This window comes from Streptomyces sp. NPDC001407 (genome assembly GCF_042895325.1).
Classification (GTDB): Bacteria; Actinomycetota; Actinomycetes; order Streptomycetales; family Streptomycetaceae; genus Streptomyces.
In genome coordinates this window covers 22,945-45,047 of the sequence record NZ_JBIAWF010000038.1, presented here as the reverse complement: position 1 = coordinate 45,047, position 22,103 = coordinate 22,945, and the positions used below count along the sequence as shown (strand labels likewise).

Annotated in this window: 19 protein-coding genes; 16 read left to right on the top strand and 3 right to left on the bottom strand. The window is 72.1% G+C overall.

Annotated elements, in window-relative coordinates:
• The first annotated feature begins 236 nt into the window (after positions 1-236).
• From ACFY1P_RS33080 to ACFY1P_RS33040, 9 genes are all read left to right on the top strand, one after another.
• Positions 237-1,682 (top strand): aldehyde dehydrogenase family protein, encoded by a 1,446-nt coding sequence (locus ACFY1P_RS33080; RefSeq protein WP_390752723.1) that lies wholly within the window; start codon positions 237-239, stop codon positions 1,680-1,682.
• A gap of 179 nt (positions 1,683-1,861) precedes the next feature.
• On the top strand, positions 1,862-2,830 hold the full coding sequence (locus tag ACFY1P_RS33075; RefSeq protein ID WP_390752722.1) for an NADP-dependent oxidoreductase: 969 nt from the start codon (positions 1,862-1,864) through the stop codon (positions 2,828-2,830).
• Positions 2,831-2,987: 157 nt separating this feature from the next.
• Positions 2,988-4,922: an acyl-CoA dehydrogenase family protein gene (locus ACFY1P_RS33070; RefSeq protein WP_390752721.1), complete on the top strand. Its 1,935-nt coding sequence runs from the start codon at positions 2,988-2,990 to the stop codon at positions 4,920-4,922.
• A gap of 87 nt (positions 4,923-5,009) precedes the next feature.
• The gene (gene dxr / locus ACFY1P_RS33065) at positions 5,010-6,287 is read left to right on the top strand and encodes a 1-deoxy-D-xylulose-5-phosphate reductoisomerase (protein ID WP_361532836.1); all 1,278 of its coding nucleotides are present in this window, start codon (positions 5,010-5,012) and stop codon (positions 6,285-6,287) included.
• On the top strand, positions 6,284-7,585 hold the full coding sequence (locus ACFY1P_RS33060) for a site-2 protease family protein (RefSeq protein WP_361532833.1): 1,302 nt from the start codon (positions 6,284-6,286) through the stop codon (positions 7,583-7,585). The genes dxr and ACFY1P_RS33060 overlap by 4 nt, the downstream gene beginning before the upstream one ends.
• Before the next feature lie 142 nt (positions 7,586-7,727).
• A complete protein-coding gene (gene ispG / locus ACFY1P_RS33055) occupies positions 7,728-8,885 on the top strand; it encodes a flavodoxin-dependent (E)-4-hydroxy-3-methylbut-2-enyl-diphosphate synthase (protein ID WP_361532830.1) in 1,158 nt (385 codons plus the stop codon).
• A gap of 186 nt (positions 8,886-9,071) precedes the next feature.
• Entirely contained in the window at positions 9,072-9,917 is an 846-nt protein-coding gene (locus ACFY1P_RS33050) for a GNAT family N-acetyltransferase (protein ID WP_361532827.1), read from the top strand.
• A gap of 42 nt (positions 9,918-9,959) precedes the next feature.
• On the top strand, positions 9,960-10,493 hold the full coding sequence (locus ACFY1P_RS33045; protein ID WP_361532824.1) for a GNAT family N-acetyltransferase: 534 nt from the start codon (positions 9,960-9,962) through the stop codon (positions 10,491-10,493).
• Between the two features lie 80 nt (positions 10,494-10,573).
• The gene (locus tag ACFY1P_RS33040; protein ID WP_390752720.1) at positions 10,574-12,268 is read left to right on the top strand and encodes a proline--tRNA ligase; all 1,695 of its coding nucleotides are present in this window, start codon (positions 10,574-10,576) and stop codon (positions 12,266-12,268) included.
• Between the two features lie 423 nt (positions 12,269-12,691).
• Here the strand turns inward: ACFY1P_RS33040 and ACFY1P_RS33035 are convergent, their stop codons facing one another.
• From ACFY1P_RS33035 to ACFY1P_RS33025, 3 genes are read right to left on the bottom strand one after another with little or no spacing between them, the layout of a single operon-like run.
• Positions 12,692-13,621: an aminoglycoside phosphotransferase family protein gene (locus ACFY1P_RS33035; protein ID WP_390752719.1), complete on the bottom strand. Its 930-nt coding sequence runs from the start codon at positions 13,619-13,621 to the stop codon at positions 12,692-12,694.
• 29 nt (positions 13,622-13,650) lie between these two features.
• Positions 13,651-14,145 carry a ferritin-like domain-containing protein gene (locus tag ACFY1P_RS33030; protein ID WP_390752718.1) on the bottom strand — a complete coding sequence of 165 codons (495 nt, stop codon included), beginning with the start codon at positions 14,143-14,145 and terminating at the stop codon, positions 13,651-13,653.
• A complete protein-coding gene (locus ACFY1P_RS33025) occupies positions 14,142-14,672 on the bottom strand; it encodes a hypothetical protein (protein WP_390752717.1) in 531 nt (176 codons plus the stop codon). The genes ACFY1P_RS33030 and ACFY1P_RS33025 overlap by 4 nt, the downstream gene beginning before the upstream one ends.
• 183 nt (positions 14,673-14,855) lie before the next feature.
• Here ACFY1P_RS33025 and rimP point away from each other — a divergent pair, with 183 nt between their 5' ends.
• The 7 genes from rimP to truB all read left to right on the top strand — a co-directional run bounded on the left by rimP (position 14,856) and on the right by truB (position 21,973).
• Positions 14,856-15,389, top strand: coding sequence for a ribosome maturation factor RimP (rimP, locus tag ACFY1P_RS33020; RefSeq protein ID WP_361533445.1), 534 nt, complete (start codon positions 14,856-14,858; stop codon positions 15,387-15,389).
• Positions 15,390-15,391: 2 nt separating this feature from the next.
• Positions 15,392-16,381 carry a transcription termination factor NusA gene (nusA, locus tag ACFY1P_RS33015; RefSeq protein ID WP_361533448.1) on the top strand — a complete coding sequence of 330 codons (990 nt, stop codon included), beginning with the start codon at positions 15,392-15,394 and terminating at the stop codon, positions 16,379-16,381.
• Positions 16,382-16,545: 164 nt separating this feature from the next.
• Entirely contained in the window at positions 16,546-16,824 is a 279-nt protein-coding gene (locus ACFY1P_RS33010; RefSeq protein ID WP_390752716.1) for a YlxR family protein, read from the top strand.
• Positions 16,825-16,997: 173 nt separating this feature from the next.
• Positions 16,998-20,072 carry a translation initiation factor IF-2 gene (gene infB, locus ACFY1P_RS33005; protein WP_361533454.1) on the top strand — a complete coding sequence of 1,025 codons (3,075 nt, stop codon included), beginning with the start codon at positions 16,998-17,000 and terminating at the stop codon, positions 20,070-20,072.
• A 206-nt stretch (positions 20,073-20,278) separates the two neighbouring features.
• Complete coding sequence (locus ACFY1P_RS33000) at positions 20,279-20,572, top strand: DUF503 domain-containing protein (RefSeq protein ID WP_361533457.1); 294 nt, start codon at positions 20,279-20,281, stop codon at positions 20,570-20,572.
• Between the two features lie 31 nt (positions 20,573-20,603).
• Complete coding sequence (rbfA, locus tag ACFY1P_RS32995) at positions 20,604-21,071, top strand: 30S ribosome-binding factor RbfA (RefSeq protein WP_361533460.1); 468 nt, start codon at positions 20,604-20,606, stop codon at positions 21,069-21,071.
• Positions 21,068-21,973: a tRNA pseudouridine(55) synthase TruB gene (gene truB, locus ACFY1P_RS32990; RefSeq protein WP_361533463.1), complete on the top strand. Its 906-nt coding sequence runs from the start codon at positions 21,068-21,070 to the stop codon at positions 21,971-21,973. The genes rbfA and truB overlap by 4 nt, the downstream gene beginning before the upstream one ends.
• Positions 21,974-22,103: the final 130 nt, after the last annotated feature.

Here is a 22,103-nt window from a genome sequence, read left to right as displayed (position 1 = left end):
TTTGAGGACAGCGCGCGAAGCGTGCTTCGGGGGTCTGGGGGCTTGCCCCCAGTTTCGGGAAGGGGCGGGGTAGGGGAACAAGCCCGCCGCAGGCGAAACGCACCCACCCCCCACCCCAGCCCTCCATTTCGGCGCGGCGCCGAAGGCAGGCGCTCCATCAAGGACAATCCACCCCCACCCGCCCCACCCCTACCGTGGGGGAGCCACAATCATCCGTACCCCCCGGAGGGAAAACCGTGACTGCTCCCCACGCGTTCTGGCTGGCCGGCCGTGAGGCCCTCGGCGAGGAGACCTTCGACGTCACGAACTCCTGGGACGGCCGCCTCGTCGGCACCGTGAGCGTGCCCACCGAGGCCCAGGTCGAGGAGGCCGTGGCCGCCGCGCACGCCGTGCGGGACGAGTTCGCCGCAACCCCGGCGCACGTACGGGCCGCGGCCCTCGACCACGTCGTGAAGCGGCTTACCGAGCGCACCGAGGAGATCGCCCAGCTGATCTCCGCGGAGAACGGCAAGCCCATCAAGTGGGCCCGCGGTGAGGTCGGCCGCGCGGTGTCGGTCTTCCGCTTCGCCGCCGAGGAGGCCCGCCGCTTCAACGCCGGTGACGCCCAGCGCCTGGACACCGACGCCGGCGGCACCGGCCGGCTCGCGCTGACCCGCCGCTTCCCCCGGGGCGCCGTCCTCGGCATCGCGCCCTTCAACTTCCCGCTCAACCTGAGCGCCCACAAGGTCGCCCCGGCCATCGCCGTGGGCGCGCCGATCATCCTCAAGCCCGCCCCGGCGACGCCGATCTCCTCGCTGGTCCTCGGCGAGATCCTCGCGGAGACGGACCTGCCGACGGGTTCCTGGAGCGTGCTGCCGGTCCCGAACGACCGGATGCCGGCCCTCGTCCAGGACGAGCGCCTGCCCGTCATCTCCTTCACCGGCTCCGGCCCGGTCGGCTGGTCGATCCTCGACTCGGCGCCGCGCAAGCACGTCACCCTGGAGCTCGGCGGCAACGGCGCGGCCGTCGTCCTCGCCGACTGGTCCTCCGAGGAGGACCTCGACTGGGCGGCGCAGCGCATCGCCACCTTCTCCAACTACCAGGGCGGCCAGTCCTGCATCTCCGTGCAGCGCGTCATCGCCGACGCCTCGCTCTACGAGCGGCTGCTGCCGAAGGTCGTCGCCGCCGTCGAGGCGCAGGTCACCGGTGACCCGTCCGACCCGGCGACCGAGGTCGGCCCGCTGGTCAGCGAGGACGCCGCCAAGCGCGTCGAGTCCTGGGTGGACGAGGCCGTCGCGGCCGGCGCCAAGCTGCTCGCCGGTGGCAAGCGCGAGGGCGCCACGTACGCCCCGACCGTGCTCGCCGACGTCCCCGCCGGTGTGACGATCGCGTGCGAGGAGGTCTTCGGCCCGGTCCTCACCCTCACCTCGGTGGACGGCGAGGCCGCGGCCTTCGACGCCGTCAACGACTCGCCGTACGGCCTCCAGGCGGGCGTCTTCACGCACGACCTCCAGACCGCCTTCCGCGCGCACCGCGCGCTGGAGACCGGCGGCGTGATCATCGGCGACGTGCCGTCCTACCGCGCGGACCAGATGCCCTACGGCGGCGCCAAGCAGTCCGGCGTGGGCCGCGAGGGCGTGCGCTACGCGATGGACGACTACACCTACGAGCGGGTGCTGGTCATGACGGGCCTGGCTCTGTAGTCACGCATGCGGACGGCCGGGGTGCACGGAGCACCCCGGCCGTCCGCGTACCCGCCCGATACCCGCCTCGGGTCATGGCCCGATCCTTGCGAACCATGGCAGTCAGGCCACTCGTCGACGTGCGCCCCTCGCGACAGGCTGTTCCCATCGAAGAACGTGATCGCAAGGAGCTCACCGCCATGACCGACACCTCCGCAGCCCCCGCCCGCATGCGCGCCGTCGTCCAGGAGACCGCCGGCGGCCCCGAGGTCCTCCAGCTGGTCGAGACCGACCGCCCCGAGCCGCGCCTGGGCGAGATCCTGGTCCGGGTGCACGCGGCGGGCGTCAACCCCACGGACTGGAAGACCCGCGAGCGCGGCTCCTTCTACACCGGCGAGAGTGTCGCCTTCACCCTCGGCTTCGACGTCTCCGGCGTGGTCGAGGCCATCGGTGACGGCGTCACCCTCTACGCCCCCGGCGACGAGGTCTACGGCATGCCCAGCTTCCCGCACCCGGCCGGCGCCTACGCCGAATACGTGACGGCCCCCGCGCGGCACTTCGCGCCCAAGCCGCGCGGCCTCGACCACGTCCAGGCCGCCGCCCTGCCGCTGGCCGCCCTCACCGCCTGGCAGGCGCTCGTCGACACCGCCGGCCTCCGCGAGGGGCAGCGCGTGCTGATCCACGCGGCCGCCGGCGGCGTGGGCCACCTGGCCGTGCAGATCGCCAAGGCCCGTGGCGCCTACGTCATCGGCACGGCGAGCGCCGCCAAGCACGACTTCCTCCGCGGGCTCGGCGCCGACGAGCTGATCGACTACCGCGAGCAGGACTTCGCCGAGGCGGTCCACGACGTCGACGTCGTCCTGGAGGCCATCAGCGGCGACTACCCCGCCCGCTCCCTGCGCACCCTGCGCCCCGGTGGCACCCTGGTGTCCCTGCTGCCCCTGACCGACGAGGTGCGCGCGCAGGCCCGCGAGCGGGGCGTCCGGGCCACCCGCATGGTGGTCGAGCCCGACCTCGCCGGCCTCAAGGCCCTGACCGAGCTGGTCGAGACCGGCCGGCTGCGCACCGAGATCGCCGCCGTCCTGCCGCTGGCCGACGCCGCCAAGGCCCATGAGCTGGGCGAGACCGATCGTACGTCCGGGAAGATCGTACTGACGGTCGAGGACTGAGCCGCCGCCGTCGCCCGCGGGCGGGAGGCTCGGGGCACGGGGGCCGGAACGTTGCGCGAGGTCTGGTAGACGTCCCGCGGATCGGGTACATACGGTCGAGTAGCACCGGTCGGTAGCCGACCGGGACGGCCCCGACTGAAGCGGCGAGGTGCCTCTCATGACCGCACCATCCGTACGACCGGTCTCCGAGCGCGAAGCACGCCAGGTCGCCGAAGCGGCCCGGGAACAGGACTGGAAGAAGCCCAGCTTCGCCAAGGAACTGTTCCTGGGACGCTTCCGGCTCGATCTCATCCACCCGCACCCGACGCCCGCCATGGAGGACGTGCGGCGCGGCGAGGAGTTCCTCGCCAAGCTCCGCGACTTCTGCGAGACGCGCATCGACGGCGCGCTCATCGAGCGCGAGGCGAGGATCCCGGACGAGACGGTGGCCGGGCTCAAGGAGCTCGGCGCCTTCGGGATGAAGATCGACACGAAGTACGGCGGCCTCGGTCTCACCGCCGTCTACTACAACAAGGCCCTCGCCCTCGTGGGCTCCGCCAGCCCCGTCGTCGGCGCGCTGCTCTCGGCACACCAGTCCATCGGCGTGCCGCAGCCGCTCAAGCTCTTCGGCACCCAGGAGCAGAAGGAAGCCTTCCTGCCCCGCTGCGCCCGTACGGACATCACCGCCTTCCTGCTCACCGAGCCGGACGTCGGCTCCGACCCCGCCCGGCTGGCGACCTCGGCCGTCCCCGACGGCGACGACTACGTCCTGGACGGCGTCAAGCTGTGGACCACCAACGGCGTCGTCGCCGACCTGCTGGTGGTGATGGCCCGGGTGCCGAAGAGCGAGGGCCACAAGGGCGGGATCACCGCCTTCGTGGTCGAGGCGGCGGCGGAGGGCGTGACCGTCGAGCGCCGCAACGCCTTCATGGGCCTGCGCGGCATCGAGAACGGCGTCACCCGCTTCCACCAGGTCCGGGTGCCCGCCGCCAACCGCATCGGCCCCGAGGGCGCGGGCCTGAAGATCGCCCTGACCACCCTCAACACCGGCCGGCTGTCCATCCCGGCCATGTGCGTCTCCGCGGGCAAGTGGTCCCTGAAGATCGCCCGCGAGTGGTCGGCCGCGCGTGAGCAGTGGGGCAAGTCCATCGCCCGCCACGAGGCCGTCGGGGCGAAGATCTCCTTCATCGCCGCGACCACCTTCGCCCTGGAGGCCATCCTCGACCTGTCCGGCCAGATGGCCGACGAGGACCGCAACGACATCCGCATCGAGGCCGCACTCGCCAAGCTCTACGCCAGCGAGATGGCCTGGCTGATGACCGACGAGCTGGTCCAGATCCGCGGCGGCCGCGGCTACGAGAGCGCCGCCTCCCTCGCCGCCCGCGGCGAGCGCGCCGTCCCCGCCGAGCAGATGCTGCGCGACTCCCGCATCAACCGGATCTTCGAGGGCTCCACCGAGATCATGCACCTGCTGATCGCCCGCGAGGCCGTCGACGCCCACCTCTCGGTGGCGGGCGACCTCATCGACCCGGACAAGTCGCTGGGCGACAAGGCGCGCGCGGGGGCGCGCGCGGGTGGCTTCTACGCCCGCTGGCTGCCCAAGCTCGTCGCCGGGCCCGGACAACTGCCGCGCACCTACGCGGAGTTCCACCCGGCCGGCCACCGCGACCTCGCCACCCATCTGCGCTACGTCGAGCGCTCCTCCCGCAAGCTCGCCCGCTCCACCTTCTACGCCATGTCCCGCTGGCAGGGCCGGATGGAGACCAAGCAGGGCTTCCTCGGCCGCATCGTCGACATCGGGGCGGAGCTCTTCGCCATGAGCGCCGCCTGCGTGCGCGCGGAGCGGCTGCGCGCCGAGGGCGACCACGGCAGCGAGGCGTACGAGCTCGCCGACGTCTTCTGCCGCCAGTCCAGGATCCGCGTCGAGGAGCTCTTCGGCCGGCTGTGGACCAACACCGACGACCTCGACCGCAAGCTCGTCTCCCAGGTCATGTCGGGCGCCTACGAATGGCTGGAGACCGGCATCGTCGACCCCAGCGGCGACGGCCCCTGGATCGCCGACGCCACCCCGGGCCCGGCCCGCACGGAGAACGTCCACCGGCCCATCCGCTGACCCGCCACCCGGCCGGACGTGATCCCGCGAGGTCGGGCGGGGGGATCCCTGTCCGTCGTCCGGCCGGGAGAGGCAACAATGGAGTACATGACGGACTCCCTCGCTGACCCGCATCTGCGCTACTCCGCCCCCACCGCCGCGGGCGAACCGCGCGAGATCGTGATCCTCGGTTCCACCGGCTCGATCGGCACCCAGGCCATCGACCTCGTGCTCCGCAACCCCGACCGCTTCACGGTGACGGCCCTGTCCGCCGCCGGCGGCCGGGTGGGGCTGCTCGCCGAGCAGGCGCGCCGGCTGCGGGTCCGCACGGTCGCCGTCGCCCAGGCCGACAAGGTGCCCGCGCTGCGCGAGGCGCTGGCCGCGCAGTACGGCACCACACCGCTGCCCGAGATCCTGGCGGGGCCCGACGCGGCCACCGAGCTCGCCCGCGGCGAGTGCCACACCGTGCTCAACGGCATCACCGGCTCCATCGGTCTCGCGCCGACCCTCGCCGCTCTGGAAGCGGGCCGGACGCTGGCCCTGGCCAACAAGGAGTCGCTGATCGTCGGCGGCCCGCTGGTCAAGGCGCTGGCCAAGCCGGGGCAGATCATCCCGGTCGACTCCGAGCACGCCGCGCTCTTCCAGGCGCTGCTGGGCGGGACCCGCGCCGAGGTCCGCAAACTGGTCGTGACCGCCTCCGGGGGGCCCTTCCGCGGCCGTACGAAGGCCGAGCTGGCCTCCGTCACCCCCAAGGACGCCCTCGCCCACCCCACCTGGTCCATGGGCCCGGTGATCACGATCAACTCCGCGACCCTGGTCAACAAGGGCCTGGAGGTCATCGAGGCGCACCTCCTCTACGACATCCCCTTCGAGCGCATCGAGGTCGTCGTCCACCCGCAGTCCTACGTCCACTCGATGGTGGAATTCACCGACGGCTCCACCCTCGCCCAGGCCACCCCGCCCGACATGCGCGGGCCCATCGCCATCGGCCTCGGCTGGCCCGAGCGGGTCCCGGACGCCGCCCCCGCCTTCGATTGGACCAAGGCGTCCACCTGGGAATTCTTCCCGCTGGACGACGAGGCGTTCCCCTCCGTCGGCCTCGCCCGGCACGTCGGCACGCTCGGCGGCACCGCGCCCGCGGTCTTCAACGCCGCCAACGAGGAGTGCGTCGACGCGTTCCTCTCCGGCGCGCTGCCGTTCAATGGCATTGTCGATACCGTCGCCGAGGTGGTGGCGGAACACGGCACCCCCGCCGCGGGAACCCGCCTCACCGTCCCGGACGTCCTGCAAGCGGAGACCTGGGCCCGCGCCCGGGCCCGTGAACTGGCAGCGCGCACGGACCCGGCGGCCCGTACCGCGCAAACGACCTCGGAGGCCCGCGCATGACAACCCTGATGACGGTCCTCGGGATAGTCGTCTTCGTGGTGGGCCTGCTCTTCTCGATCGCCTGGCACGAACTGGGACACCTCTCCACCGCGAAGCTCTTCGGCATCCGGGTGCCGCAGTACATGGTCGGCTTCGGGCCGACGATCTTCTCGCGGAAGAAGGGCGACACCGAGTACGGCATCAAGGCCGTGCCGCTCGGCGGCTACATCCGCATGATCGGCATGTTCCCGCCCGGCGCGGACGGGAAGATCAGCGCCCGCTCCACCTCGCCCTGGCGAGGCATGATCGAGGACGCCCGCTCGGCCGCCTTCGAGGAGCTCCAGCCGGGCGACGAGACGCGGCTGTTCTACACGCGCAAGCCGTGGAAGCGCGTGATCGTGATGTTCGCGGGCCCCTTCATGAACCTCGTGCTGGCTGTCGCGATCTTCCTCGGCGTGATGATGTCCTTCGGCATCAACACCCAGACCACCCAGGTCTCCACCGTCTCGGCCTGCGTGGTCAAGGCGACCGACAAGACCGACGCCTGCCCCGCGGGCGCCAAGGACTCCCCGGCCAAGGCCGCGGGGCTGCAGCCGCGCGACAAGATCGTCGCGTTCAACGGCCACCGCACCGACGACTGGGCCACGCTCCAGAGCGAGATCCGCAAGACCACCGGACCGGCCACGATCACCGTCCTGCGGGACGGCGCGCGAAAGACCCTGAACGCCGACCTGATCTCCAACCAGGTCCAGAAGTACGACAGCAAGGGCAGCCCCATCAAGGGGCAGTACGTCACCGCGGGCTTCCTCGGCTTCACGCCCGCGACCGGTGTCGTGCCGCAGTCCTTCGGCCAGTCCGTCAACCGGATGGGCGACATGGTCCAGTCCGGCGTCGAATCGCTGATCGCCTTGCCCGGCAAGATCCCGGACCTGTGGAACGCGGCCTTCGACGGCGGCGAGCGCAAGGCGGACTCGCCCATGGGCGTCGTGGGCGCGGCCCGCGTCGGCGGCGAGGTCTTCAACCTCGACATCCCGCCGTCGCAGCAGGTGGCGACCATGCTCTTCCTGGTCGCCGGCTTCAACCTCTCGCTGTTCCTGTTCAACATGCTGCCGCTGCTGCCGCTGGACGGCGGGCACATCGCCGGAGCGCTGTGGGAGTCCCTGCGCAGGGCCTTCGCCCGGGTCTTCCGCCGCCCCGACCCCGGCCCCTTCGACGTCGCGAAGCTGATGCCGGTGGCCTATGTGGTGGCCGGGATCTTCGTCTGCTTCACCCTGCTGGTGCTGATCGCGGATGTCGTGAACCCCGTCCGCCTCACCTAGCCCGCGGACACCGGCCCGTATGGCCGGACGGGCGGGATTGCGCGAGCCCGCGTTTTCCAGCCCGTCCGGCCTTGCCGTAACCTCGAAGACCGGAGCCCGCCGATCTCGGGACCTTGATTCACACCTTGGGGTTGCTCGCCAGATGACAGCGATTTCGCTTGGAATGCCTTCCGTTCCGATCAAGCTCGCCGACCGCAGGGTCAGCCGCAAGATCCAGGTCGGTTCCGTGGCCGTCGGAGGCGACGCACCCGTCTCGGTGCAGTCGATGACGACGACCAGGACCTCCGACATCGGCGCCACGCTCCAGCAGATCGCGGAGCTCACGGCGTCCGGCTGCCAGATCGTGCGCGTGGCCTGCCCGACGCAGGACGACGCCGACGCACTGGCCGTCATCGCCAAGAAGTCACAGATCCCCGTGATCGCCGACATCCACTTCCAGCCGAAGTACGTCTTCGCCGCGATCGACGCGGGCTGCGCCGCCGTGCGGGTCAACCCCGGCAACATCAAGCAGTTCGACGACAAGGTCAAGGAGATCGCCAAGGCGGCCGGCGACGCCGGCACCCCGATCCGCATCGGCGTCAACGCCGGCTCCCTGGACGCCCGCCTGCTCGCGAAGTACGGCAAGGCCACCCCCGAGGCGCTGGTCGAGTCCGCCCTGTGGGAGGCGTCCCTCTTCGAGGAGCACGGCTTCCGGGACATCAAGATCTCGGTCAAGCACAACGACCCGGTCGTCATGGTCAACGCCTACCGGCAGCTGGCCGCCCAGTGCGACTACCCCCTCCACCTCGGCGTCACCGAGGCGGGCCCCGCCTTCCAGGGCACCATCAAGTCCGCCGTCGCCTTCGGCGCCCTGCTCTCCGAGGGCATCGGCGACACCATCCGCGTCTCCCTCTCCGCCCCGCCGGCCGAGGAGATCAAGGTCGGCATGCAGATCCTGGAGTCGCTCGGCCTGCGCCAGCGCCGCCTGGAGATCGTCTCCTGCCCGTCCTGCGGCCGCGCCCAGGTCGACGTCTACAAGCTGGCCGAAGAGGTGACCGCCGGCCTGGAGGGCATGGAGGTCCCGCTGCGCGTCGCCGTCATGGGCTGCGTCGTCAACGGCCCCGGCGAGGCCCGCGAGGCCGACCTCGGCGTCGCCTCCGGCAACGGCAAGGGCCAGATCTTCGTCAAGGGCGAGGTCATCAAGACCGTCCCCGAGTCCAAGATCGTGGAGACCCTCATCGAGGAAGCCCTCAAGATCGCCGAGCAGATGCGCCAGGACGGCATCGCCTCCGGCGAGCCCGAGGTCAGCGTCAGCGGCTGAGCCCGCCCACGCCCGCAGCACCCGCACCGCCCCGTGCCCCGCTCCCCGGAGCGGGGCACGCGCGCGTCCCGGACGGTCTCCGCATGACAAGGGGCAGGCAGGGGAGGTGTACGGGGTACCAGAGAGGTACAGTTCCAAGACCTGTTCCCATGGCCTCCGGCCCGCGACGGTGAGGCATTCCGACACGTGTTGACGACGACCACCACCAAGGTCCTGGAGCCCGGCGAGCTCGACGGCGCGCTCGCCGTCCTCGACCGCGATCCCGTCGCCAACGCCTTCGTCACCGCCCGCGTCCAGGTCGCCGGACTCGATCCCTGGCGGCTCGGCGGCGAGATGTGGGGCTGGTACGCGGGCGGCCGCCTCGAATCCCTCTGCTACGCCGGGGCCAACCTCGTCCCCGTCTGCGCGGGACCCGAGGCCGTGCGGGCCTTCGCCGAACGCGCCCGCCGCGCGGGCCGCCGCTGCTCCTCCATCGTCGGCCCCGCCGAGGCCACCGCCGAGCTGTGGTCGCTCCTCGAACCCCACTGGGGACCGGCCCGCGAGGTCCGCCCCCACCAGCCGCTGATGCAGACCCGGGCCATGCCCCCGGACATCGCGCCCGACCCGCTCGTCCGCCGCATCCGCAAGGACGAGATGGACGTGATCATGCCCGCGTGCGTGGCCATGTTCACCGAGGAGGTCGGGATCTCACCGCTGGCGGGCGACGGCGGACTGCTCTACCAGGCGCGCGTCGCCGAGCTCGTCGGCTCGGGGCGCTCCTTCGCCCGGATCGAGAACGGCCGGGTCGTCTTCAAGGCGGAGATCGGCGCCGCCACCGCCCACGCCTGCCAGATCCAGGGCGTCTGGGTGGCCCCCGAACACCGCGGCCGCGGCCTGTCCGAGACCGGGATGGCGGCGGTGCTCAGGTTCGCGCTGAACGAGGTGTCGCCGGTGGTCAGCCTCTACGTCAACGACTACAACACCGCGGCCCGGGCCGCGTACCGGCGCGTGGGCTTCGAGGAAGTCGGCGCGTTCATGAGCGTGCTGTTCTGACCGTCCCGCCGCCCCGCCCCGAGGGAGAGGTAGCCTCCCCGCATGGATGACATCGTGGTCGGGCCGCTCGACCTCGCCGCGCGCGTCGACGAGGCGCTGGGCGTACAGGCGCTGGCCTTCGGGCTCACCGAGGAAGAGGTGGGCGTACGGCGCCACATCGTGCTCCGGCACCTCGGCTGTCCGGGCGCCCGCGCCCTCGGGGCGACGACGGCGGACGGGCGGCTCGTCGGCTTCGTCTACGGCATGCCGAACAGCCGCGGGCACTGGTGGTCGAGCGTCGTCGAACCGTATCTGCGCAACACCGGTTCCGACGGCTGGCTCGACGACGCCTTCGTGATCACCGAGCTGCACGTCCACCCGCAGTACCAGAAGCGCGGCATCGGGCGCGCCCTCATCACGGCCATCACCGCGACCGCGGCCGAGCCCCGCAGCATCCTCTCCGCCATCGACACCGAGAGCCCGGCCCGCGCTCTCTACCGCAGCCTCGGCTACCGCGACCTCGCGCGGCAGGTCGTCTTCCCGAGCGCCCCGAGCCCCTATGTGGTGATGGGCGCGCCCCTGCCCCTGCTGGGCTGAGCGCGCGGAAACCCGTTTCTCCGCCGTCGCCGGCCGCGGCTAATCTCCTGCCAATCGCCCTACGCACGCAGGAGACCACGATGGCCCACGTCCAGCGCATGTCCACGACGATGCTCAAGACACTGCGCGACGATCCGGCCGACGCGGAGACCGCCAGCCACAAGCTGCTGGTCCGCGCCGGTTACGTCCGCCGCTCGTCCGCGGGGGTCTGGACGTGGCTGCCGCTCGGCAAGAAGGTGCTGGACAACGTCTGCCGGGTGGTCCGGGAGGAGATGGACGCCATCGGCGGCCAGGAGGTCCTGCTGCCCGCGCTGCTGCCCAAGGAGCCCTACGAGGCGAGCGGGCGCTGGGAGGAGTACGGCGACCTGCTCTTCCGGCTGAAGGACCGCAAGGGCGCCGACTATCTCCTCGGTCCCACCCACGAGGAGATCTTCACGCTCACGGTCAAGGACCAGTGCACGTCCTACAAGGACCTGCCCGTGATCCTCTATCAGATCCAGACGAAGTACCGCGACGAGGCACGGCCCCGCTCGGGCGCGCTGCGCGGCCGCGAGTTCCAGATGAAGGACTCCTACTCCTTCGACACCACCGACGAGGGCCTCGCCGAGTCCTACCGCCTGCACCGCGAGGCCTACATCCGGATCTTCACCCGGCTCGGCCTGGACCACCGCGTCGTCTCCGCCGTCTCGGGCGCCATGGGCGGCTCGGCGTCCGAGGAGTTCCTCGCCCCGGCCGCGGCCGGTGAGGACACCTTCGTGGACTGCCCGCAGTGCGACTACTCCGCCAACACCGAGGCGGTGACCGCACGGATCGAGCCCGCCGACGGGGCCGCGCACGGCCCCGTCGAGGAGCTGGACACCCCCGGCACCCCCACCATCGAGTCCCTCGCCGACCACCTCGGCGTGCCCGCCTCGGCCACCCTCAAGAACCTCCTCGTCAAGATCGACGGTGAGATCACCGCCGTCGGCGTGCCCGGCGACCGCGAGGTGGACCTCGGCAAGCTGGGCGAGCATCTGGCGCCCGCCGTCGTGGAGTTGGTCACGGCCGAGGACTTCGCGGACCGGCCCGACCTCGTACGCGGCTACGTCGGCCCGCAGGGGCTGACGGTGCGTTATATCGCCGACCCCCGCGTGGCGCCCGGCACGGCGTGGATCACCGGGGCCAACAAGGCGGACACGCACGCCAGGAACGTGGTCTGCGGACGGGACTTCAAGGTCGACCGGTACCTCGACGTCGTCGTGGTCCGCGAGGGCGACCCCTGCCCCCGGTGCGGCGCGGGCCTGGAGGTCGGCCGGGCGATCGAGATCGGCCACATCTTCCAGCTCGGCAGGAAGTACGCCGACACCTTCGGCCTCGACGTCCTCGGCCAGCAGGGCAAGCCGGTCCGGGTGACCATGGGTTCGTACGGCATCGGCGTCTCCCGCGCGGTGGCCGCCCTGGCCGAACAGACCCACGACGAGGCCGGCCTGTGCTGGCCCCGCGAGATCGCCCCCGCGGACGTCCATGTGGTGGCGGCGGGGAAGGCGCTCCAGACGGAACTGGCATCCTCCCTGGCCGAGCGGCTGGCCGGGGCCGGGGTGCGGGTCCTGCTCGACGACCGGGCGGGGGTGTCGCCCGGCGTGAAGTTCACGGACGCGGAGCTGATCGGTGTGCCGATGATTCTGGTGGTGGGGCGTGGGGCTTCTGCGGGTGTCGTCGAGCTCAAGGACCGGCGGACGGGGGGTCGGGAGGAGCTCTCGATCGAGGCGGCGGTGGGTCGCCTGACGGCGAGCTGATTTTTTCTCCCCAGCCCCGCCCCTTCCCGCAGCATCTGTTGCGCGGCTCCGCCGCGGCCGGGGCTCCGCCCCGGACTCGTGCCTGAGTGCGGGTGCGCGTCGCCTGCGGCGCTTTGTTCCCCTACCCCGCCCCTTCCCGAAACCGGGGGCTACGCCCCCAGATCCCCGAAGCACGCTTCGCGCGCTGTCCTCAAACTCCCCCAGCTACCTCCCCCAGACTCCGTCCGGGGGTGCCCCCAGAGGTGCCCCCAACGGGCTGATTTCAGCCCGTCCGGCGTTTGAGGACGAGCGCCGCAGGCGCTGCGCGTCAGCCGACGAACCCGCACATCGGGGTCTGGGGCAGCGCCCCAGTTTCGGGAAGGGGCGGGGTAGGGGAACAAAGCGCCGCAGGCGACGCGCACCCGCAGCCGCCCCCGCCCCCCCCTACAACAACCCCGCGAACTCCAGCAGCAGTTCACCCCGTGCCCGCCGCCCCGACGCGAGTTCGGCCAGTCCGGAGGACACCGCGCGGAACAGCCCCCACCCCCGCACCCGCTCAGGCGACACCTCCAGCGAATCCGAGAGCTTCGACACCCGACGCCGCGCGGCCGCCGCCGCGCCGGGCGCGGCCAGGAGCGTGTCGACGCGGTCGCCGACCAGCCACGCCAGGTCGTAGGCCCGCTCGCCCACCAGCGGCCGCGGGCCTACGGCCAGCCACGGGGAGCGGTCACCGGCCAGCACGTTGCCCTGGTGGAACTCGCCGTGCAGCAGCACCGGTTCCTCCGCCGGGGCCGCCGTCAGCGCGTCGCGGAGTTCCAGCGCCTCGTCGGCGAGGGCCCGCGCGTCGGCCGCCCACGGCTGTTCCCGGTGCTCCCGAAGGTCCGCGGCGAGGGCCGCCGTGTGCTCGGCGACGCTGCCGAACGGATGGTCGTCGCCCGTCGGCACCCACAGCCGCTGGAGCACCGCCGCCGCCTCCAGCTGCGCCTTCGGCTCCGCGAGCGAGCGCAGGCTGATGTCACCGTGCAGCCGCTCCAGCAGCAGCGCCCCGCCGTCCGGATCGACCCGCAGCGGCCGCACCGCGTACCGGCCGTCCCACCGGGTGAGTGCCGCGTGCTCCAGCGCCGCCGTGCCGTCGGGCGGGGTGAGCTTGAGGGCCGCGGGCGTGCCGTCGGGCAGCCGCACGAGGAGGACCAGGCTGGTGCGCCCGCCCGGCTCCTGCACCCGTTCGAGTGTCAATTCCCAGCGCCGCAGCCACTCCTGGGAGGTTTGGGGCAGTGCGGCCAGCCAGCGGCGGGCGGGGCTGTCCGGGGGTTCGAGGCTCAGGGTCCGCACCAGCCGCTCCGGCGGTTCGAGGCGGTTGTTCGCGTTGGTCATCCCTGGGCAGTCCTTTTCGTCTTCGCTGGTCAGGCGCGGTCCGGCGAACCGCTGGGGGAGGCCGTCGGGCCCCCGGTGGCGGCCCGCTCGACGAGCCCAGGGAAGGCTACGCTGCCCCCGCGCCAGCGCACGGCCCGCACCGCCGCCTCCCGCAGCGCGGCGGCCGCGTCCCGGCGGAGGGCGCCCGTGGCATCCCGTACGAGGTCGGCGTAGACGCCCGCGACCCGGCTCTCCAGCTCCGCGCCCAGCCGCACCGCGGCCGCGGCGTCGGGGACCGCGAACGGCAGCGCGTAACCCGCGGCCGCCGCTTCCGGCGTGCCACCCAGGTCCCGTACAGCCCGGCTCATCGCGTCGCGCCGCACGCGGTGCGCGTCGTACGCCTCGCGGGCCAGCGCGGCGTGCGGTTCGTCGACGCGCGCGCCGACCACCCCGTAGCCGTACACCGCCGCGTGTTCCGCGGCGAGGGCGGCCTGGGCGGCGTCCAGAGTGCGGGTCCGCGCCGTGCCGGACGGCGAGGGCGTCATGAGCCGCCTCCGAGGAGGAAGACGTGACCGGCGCCCGCCGCGGCGACGGACGCCAGCAGCCGGGCGAGCTCGGGCGGCGCGCCGACGAGCGCGGCCGTACGGGCGTCCAGGACGCGGCGCTCGGCCCCGGCGAGGGCGGCCAGGGCTTCTTTCTCGTCCTCGGGAACGCCCCCGGGAACGCCCGCCGGAGGAGAAGCGGAAGCGGAGGCCGAAGGCGAGGCGGACGCGGAGGTTCCGAAGGCCTCGGCGTGCCGGGCGACTTCGGCCCGCAGCGGCCGCAGCCGGGGCGCGAGCGCCTCGTGCGCGCCGATCGTCGCGTCGTACCGCTCCAGCAGTTCCGCCGAGTCCCGGCCCGCGGCCGCCCGCAGCCGGTTCGCCGCCGACGTCCGCTCGTCGCCGCCCCCGGCGGAGCCCGAGCAGCCGGTCAGCAGCGCCGAGGCACCGCCGGTCAGCAGGGCCGCGCCGCCTGTCAGTACCCCGCGTCTGCGCGGACCGGCAGCGCCCCGCGTCGTCGTCGTGAGCGCCACGAGCGCCTACTTTCTGTGTTTCCGCCAGGTCCCGCCATGATCACCGCCCGCGAGCGTACCCGCGCGCGGGCGCGAGGCCGGGGAGCAGGGGACCGGAATCGTCAGTCGGCTGCCGGAACAGATAGGCTTTGACCTGACACGCGACTTTCCCACAACAGCACACGCGGCCGAGGAGTCACCCGGATGAGCACCACCCAGAGCGAGAGGCTGCGCGAGTTGCTGGCCCCTCTCGTCAGCGCGCGAGAGCTGGATCTGGAAGAGGTCGAGGTGACCACCGCCGGCAAGCGCCGCGTGCTGCGTATCGTCGTGGATTCCGACGCCGGCGTCGAGCTGGACGAGTGCGCCGACCTCAGTCGCGCGGCCTCCGAGAAGCTCGACGAGAGCGACGCCATGGGCGGGACCCCGTATGTCCTGGAGGTCACCTCTCCCGGCGCCGACCGCCCCCTGACCGAGCACCGGCACTATGTGCGTGCCACCGGCCGCCTGATGAAGGCACAGCTGACGGAGGGCGGCGAGCTCGTCGCCCGTATCGTCGCGGTCGACGACGAGGGCCTGGACCTGGAGGTTCCCGGGGTGAAGGGCCGCAAGCCCACCGCCCGCCGGATCGCCTTCGGCGAGATCGCCAAGGCTCGCGTCGAGATCGAGTTCAACCGCAAGTCCGACGACAAGGCCGCGAAGGCCGCAGACGAAACCGACGAGAGCCAAGAGGAGGCGTAGCCGTGGACATCGACATGAGTGCCCTGCGGGGTCTGGTGCGAGAGAAGGAGATCTCCTTCGACCTGCTGGTCGAGGCGATCGAGTCGGCCCTCCTCATCGCGTACCACCGCACCGAGGGAAGCCGCCGCCGCGCCCGCGTGGAGCTGGACCGGTCCACCGGCCATGTGACCGTGTGGGCCAAGGAGGACCCGCAGGACCTGGAGGAGGGCGAGGAGCCCCGCGAGTTCGACGACACCCCGTCCGGCTTCGGCCGGATCGCCGCGACCACCGCCAAGCAGGTCATCCTCCAGCGTCTGCGCGACGCCGAGGACGAGATCACTTTCGGTGAGTTCGCGGGCCGCGAGGGCGACGTCGTCGCGGGCATCGTCCAGCAGGGCAAGGACCCGAAGAACGTCCTGGTCGACATCGGCAAGCTGGAGGCCATCCTGCCGGTGCAGGAGCAGGTCCCCGGCGAGGAGTACAAGCACGGCACCCGCCTGCGGACCTACGTCGTCCGGGTGGCGAAGGGTGTCCGCGGCCCGTCCGTGACGCTCTCGCGCACCCACCCCAGCCTGGTGAAGAAGCTGTTCGCCATGGAGGTGCCGGAGATCGCCGACGGTTCGGTGGAGATCGCGGCCATCGCCCGCGAGGCCGGCCACCGCACCAAGATCGCGGTGCGCTCGACCCGTTCCGGCCTGAACGCCAAGGGCGCCTGCATCGGCCCGATGGGCGGCCGCGTCCGCGCCGTCATGGCCGAGCTGCACGGCGAGAAGATCGACATCGTCGACTGGTCGGACGACCCGGCCGAGCTGGTCGCCCACGCGCTGTCCCCCGCACGGGTGAGCAAGGTCGAGGTCGTCGACCTCGGCGCGCGCTCGGCCCGGGTGACCGTGCCGGACTACCAGCTGTCGCTCGCCATCGGCAAGGAGGGGCAGAACGCCCGCCTCGCCGCCCGCCTCACCGGCTGGCGCATCGACATCCGCCCGGACACGGAGCAGTCGGACCAGGACTGACCAGGACTGATCCGCGAAGGCCGGCGCCCATGGCGCCGGCCGACGGACTTCGGGGCCCGCCGCGGCGGGCCCCGGGAGGCGGCCACGCAGGGTGGCCGAAACGTATTCGTGCCCGATCACGGCCCCCCAGGGGCGAGGTCGGCGCGGGGAGGTAGACTTAATCAGTGTCTGGCCGGACGCATGCCCGCGCATGCCCTGAGCGAACCTGTGTGGGATGCCGGGAGCGAGCGGCCAAGGGCGATCTGCTGCGGATCGTGATGATCGAGGGCGCCTGCGTCCCCGACCCTCGCGGTACGCTGCCCGGCCGGGGTGCGTCCGTGCACCCCACACTGGTCTGTCTCGACCTGGCGGTCCGCCGCAGGGCGTTCCCCCGGGCCTTCAAGGCCCAGGGCCCGCTCGACGTGACGGAACTGCGCCGATTCATCGAGCGGATCGATGAGTAAGGGCAGCACCGGCAGGCAACACCGTAAGAAGAACGGCACGGGAAACCGTGCGGTCAGGTACCTCGCGAGTTGGAAGTAGGTCGAGATTGCGATGAGCACTCGATGAGTACGCGATGAGTACGCCCATGAAGTAGCGACGGTCCGGTGGACACCCCGGACCTAGAAGGAGCGAAGTGGCTAAGGTCCGGGTATACGAACTCGCCAAGGAGTTCGGCGTAGAGAGCAAGGTCGTCATGGCCAAGCTCCAAGAACTTGGTGAATTCGTCCGTTCGGCGTCCTCGACGATCGAGGCGCCCGTCGTCCGTAAGTTGACTGACGCATTGCAGGGCCCTGGCGGCAACGCCAAGTCCGCTGCGAAGCCCGCGGCGCCGCGCAAGGCCGCGCCCGCGAAGCCGGGTGCCCCCACTCCGGGCGCCCCCCGTCCCGCTGCTCCGGCCCCCAAGCCGGCCGCGGAGACTTCCACCCCCAAGCCCGCAGGCGCCGCGCCGACTCCCGGTCCGCGCCCCGGCCCGAAGCCCGCTCCGGCGGCTCCGGCCAAGCCTGCCCCTGTCACCCCGGTCCCGGCCGCGGAGTTCTCCGCTCCGGCCCCGGCGCAGCAGGCACCCTCCCAGCAGGCCCCTTCCACCCCGCGCCCCGGTGCCACCCCCGGCCCGCGTCCGGCTCGTCCGGCGCCCGCCGGCCGTGACGGCGGTCAGCGTGAGGGCGGCCGTCCCGAGCGCGCCCCGCGCCCCGGCGGCCAGGGTGCCCCGCGTCCCGGTGGCGCGCGTCCGGCCGGTCCCCGTCCGGGCAACAACCCCTTCACCTCCGGTGGCTCCACCGGCATGGCCCGCCCGCAGGCCCCCCGTCCCGGTGGCGCCCCGCGTCCCGGTGGCGAGCGGCCCGGTCCGGGTGCCCCGCGTCCGCAGGGCGGCCCCGGCGGCGCCCCGCGTCCGCAGGGTCAGGGCGGCGCTCGTCCGACCCCGGGCGGCATGCCCCGTCCGCAGGGTGGTCCCGGTGGCGCTCCGCGTCCCGGTGGCGCTCCCGCGGGCAACCGTCCGAACCCCGGCATGATGCCGCAGCGTCCGGCCGCGGGTCCGCGTCCGGGTCCCGGCGGCGGCGGTCGCGGTCCCGGCGGCGGCGCCGGTCGTCCCGGCGGTGCCGGTCGTCCGGGTGGCGGCGGCTTCGCCGGCCGTCCGGCCGGTCCCGGTGGTGGCGGTCGTCCCGGTGGTGGCGGCGGCTTCGCCGGTCGTCCCGGTGGCGGTGGCCCCGGCGGCGGTGGCGGCGGCTTCGGCGGTCGTCCCGGCTTCGGTGGCCGTCCCGGCGGCCCGGGTGCCCGTGGTGGCACGCAGGGTGCCTTCGGCCGTCCCGGCGGTCCGGCGCGTCGTGGCCGCAAGTCGAAGCGGCAGAGGCGCCAGGAGTACGAGGCCATGCAGGCCCCGTCCGTCGGCGGCGTGATGCTGCCGCGCGGTGGCGGCGAGACTATTCGCCTGTCCCGCGGTGCCTCCCTCACCGACTTCGCGGAGAAGATCGGCGCCAACCCGGCGTCGCTCGTCGCCGTGATGATGAACCTCGGCGAGATGGTCACGGCCACCCAGTCGGTCTCCGACGAGACGCTGACGCTCCTCGGCGACGAGATGAACTACACCGTTCAGATCGTCAGCCCCGAGGAGGAGGACCGCGAGCTGCTCGAGTCGTTCTCCATCGAGTTCGGTGAGGACGAGGGCGGCGAGGAGATGCTCGTCTCCCGTCCGCCGGTCGTGACCGTCATGGGTCACGTCGACCACGGTAAGACCCGACTGCTGGACGCCATCCGCAAGACGAACGTCGTCGCGGGCGAGGCCGGCGGTATCACGCAGCACATCGGTGCGTACCAGGTCGCCACCGAGGTCAACGGCGAAGAGCGCGCGATCACCTTCATCGACACCCCGGGTCACGAGGCGTTCACCGCCATGCGTGCCCGTGGTGCGAAGTCCACCGACATCGCGATCCTCGTGGTGGCGGCGAACGACGGTGTGATGCCGCAGACGATCGAGGCGCTGAACCACGCCAAGGCGGCCGACGTGCCGATCGTGGTCGCGGTCAACAAGATCGACGTCGAGGGCGCCGACCCGACCAAGGTGCGCGGTCAGCTCACCGAGTTCGGTCTGGTGGCCGAGGAGTACGGCGGCGACACCATGTTCGTCGACATCTCCGCCAAGCAGGGTCTGAACATCGACAGCCTGCTGGAGGCCGTGGTCCTCACCGCGGACGCCTCGCTCGACCTGCGCGCCAACGCGGAGCAGGACGCGCAGGGTATCGCCATCGAGGCCCACCTCGACCGTGGCCGCGGCGCCGTGGCCACCGTGCTCGTCCAGCGCGGTACCCTCCGCGTCGGTGACACGATGGTCGCCGGTGACGCCTACGGCCGTGTCCGCGCGATGCTCGACGACAAGGGCCAGAACGTCGAGGAAGCGGGTCCCTCGACCCCCGTCCTCGTCCTCGGTCTGACCAACGTCCCGGGCGCCGGCGACAACTTCCTCGTCGTCGACGAGGACCGCACGGCTCGCCAGATCGCCGAGAAGCGCGCTGCGCGTGAGCGCAACGCCGCCTTCGCCAAGCGCACCCGCCGGGTGTCCCTCGAGGACCTCGACAAGGTGCTCAAGGCCGGTCTGGTGCAGGACCTCAACATCATCATCAAGGGCGACGCGTCCGGTTCGGTGGAGGCTCTCGAGTCCTCGCTGCTCCAGCTCGACGTCGGCGAAGAGGTCGAGATCCGGATCCTGCACCGCGGTGTCGGTGCGGTCACCGAGTCCGACATCAACCTGGCGACCGGCTCCGACGCCATCGTCATCGGCTTCAACGTCCGCGCCGAGGGCCGTGCCACGCAGATGGCCGAGCGCGAGGGCGTCGACGTCCGTTACTACTCGGTCATCTACCAGGCGATCGAGGAGATCGAGGCGGCCCTGAAGGGCATGCTGAAGCCGGAGTACGAAGAGGTCGAGCTGGGCACGGCGGAGATCCGCGAGATCTTCCGCTCGTCCAAGCTGGGCAACATCGCGGGTGTTCTCATCCGCTCCGGCGAGGTCAAGCGCAACACCAAGGCGCGACTCATCCGCGACGGCAAGGTCATCGCGGAGGAGCTCAACATCGTCGGTCTGCGTCGTTTCAAGGACGACGTCACCGAGATCCGCGAGGGCTTCGAGGGCGGTATCAACCTCGGAAACTTCAACGACATCAAGATCGACGACGTCATCGCGACGTACGAGATGCGCGAGAAGCCGCGCGGCTGATCCGCGTAGCGACTGCCGCGTGCGGCGCGTCCACCGGTGACGGTGGCCGGGCGGCACGCGGGACGGGGCCGGTCGGCGGGAGAAATCCCGTCGATCGGCCCCGGCCGTTGCATGTACGGTTCTAGGAGCTCGTACACACCAGCTATCCCCCGGCTGCCGCTGGGGGTGCCCCCACACGCCTCCCGGGTGGGCCTCACCCGTCACGCATGTATGTAGGGACTCTGTCCTTCGACCTCCTCCTCGGCGATGTCCGGTCGCTGAAGGAGAAGCGCTCCGTCGTCCGCCCGATCGTCGCCGAGCTGGCCCGCAAGTACGCGGTCAGCGTGGCGGAGGTCGGCGACCAGGACCTCCACCGCAGGGCCCGGATAGGGCTCGCGGTGGTCTCCGGCGACACGGGGCACCTCACGGACGTACTGGACCGCTGCGAGCGGCTTGTCGCCGGGCGGCCGGAGGTGGAACTGCTGTCGGTGAGACGGCGGATCCACGGCGACGACGACTGATGACTGAACCGAAGAAGAAAGAAGTAGGCGCATGACCGACAACGCGCGGGCGCGCAAGCTGGCCGACCGGATCCGGGAGATTGTCGCGGAGACGCTCCAGCGCCGCATCAAGGACCCGCGGCTCGGCTATGTGACCATCACGGACACCCGGGTCACCGGTGACCTCCGCGAGGCGACCGTGTTCTACACGGTCTACGGCGACGACGAGGAGCGCGCCGCGTCCGCGGCCGCCCTGGAGAGCGCCAAGGGCATCCTGCGCTCCACGGTGGGCCGGGAGACCGGGGTGCGCTTCACGCCGACCCTGACCTTCGTCGCGGACGCCCTGCCCGACAACGCCCGGACGATCGACGACCTGCTCGCCAAGGCCAAGGCCAAGGACGCGGAGGTCCGTGAGGTCTCCTCCGGCAAGACGTACGCCGGCGACGCGGACCCGTACCGCAAGCCGGGCGAGGACGAGGACGCCGAGGGCGCCGAGAACACGGACGCGGCGTCCGAATGAAGCAGAAGGCACCGGCTCCGCCGGACGGTCTGATCATTGTCGACAAGCCGGCCGGCTTCACCTCGCACGACGTGGTCGCCAAGATGCGCGGCATCGCGCGGACGCGGCGCGTCGGCCACGCGGGGACGCTCGACCCGATGGCGACCGGCGTGCTCGTCCTCGGCATCGAGCGGGCGACCAAGCTGCTCGGTCACCTCGCGCTGACCGAGAAGGAGTACGTCGCGACGATCCGCCTCGGACAGAACACCGTGACGGACGACGCGGAGGGCGAGATCACCTCGTCCACCGATGCCTCCGGGGTCACCCGCGAGGCGATCGACGCGGGCGTGGCCAAGCTGACGGGCGCCATCATGCAGGTCCCGTCGAAGGTCAGCGCGATCAAGATAGACGGCAAGCGGTCCTACGCCCGGGCCCGCGAGGGCGAGGACTTCGAGATCCCCGCCCGCCCGGTGACGGTCTCCTCCTTTGTGGTGCACGCGGTGCATCCGGCCGAGGCGGAGGACGGCACTCCGGTGCAGGACGTGCTGGTCTCCGTCGTGTGCTCCTCCGGCACCTACGTCCGGGCCCTCGCCCGCGACCTGGGCGCGGACACGGGCGTCGGCGGCCACCTGACGGCGCTGCGGCGCACCAGGGTCGGTCCGTACGGCCTGGGCGAGGCCCGGACGCTGGAGCAGATCCAGGAGGAGCTGGGCGTCATGCCGGTCGCCGAGGCGGCGGCCGCGGCCTTCCAGCGCTGGGACGTCAATGAGGAGCAGGCGCGCCTGCTCGGCAATGGCGTGCGGCTCAAGATGCCGCTCTTCGAGGGCACCGGGCCGGTCGCGGTCTTCGGACCGGACGGCCGCTTCCTCGTCCTGGTCGAGAACCAGGGCGGCAAGGCGAAGAGCCTGGCCGTCTTCGGCTGAGGTCTGAGGTCTGACGTCTGAGGCCTGGAGCCTGAGGACGGACGGCTTGAGACCTGACGGCCTGACGGCCTGAGGGGCTGACAACGACGCCGGGGCTTCGGCTCCGGCACGCATCGTGGGACGGGGCGCG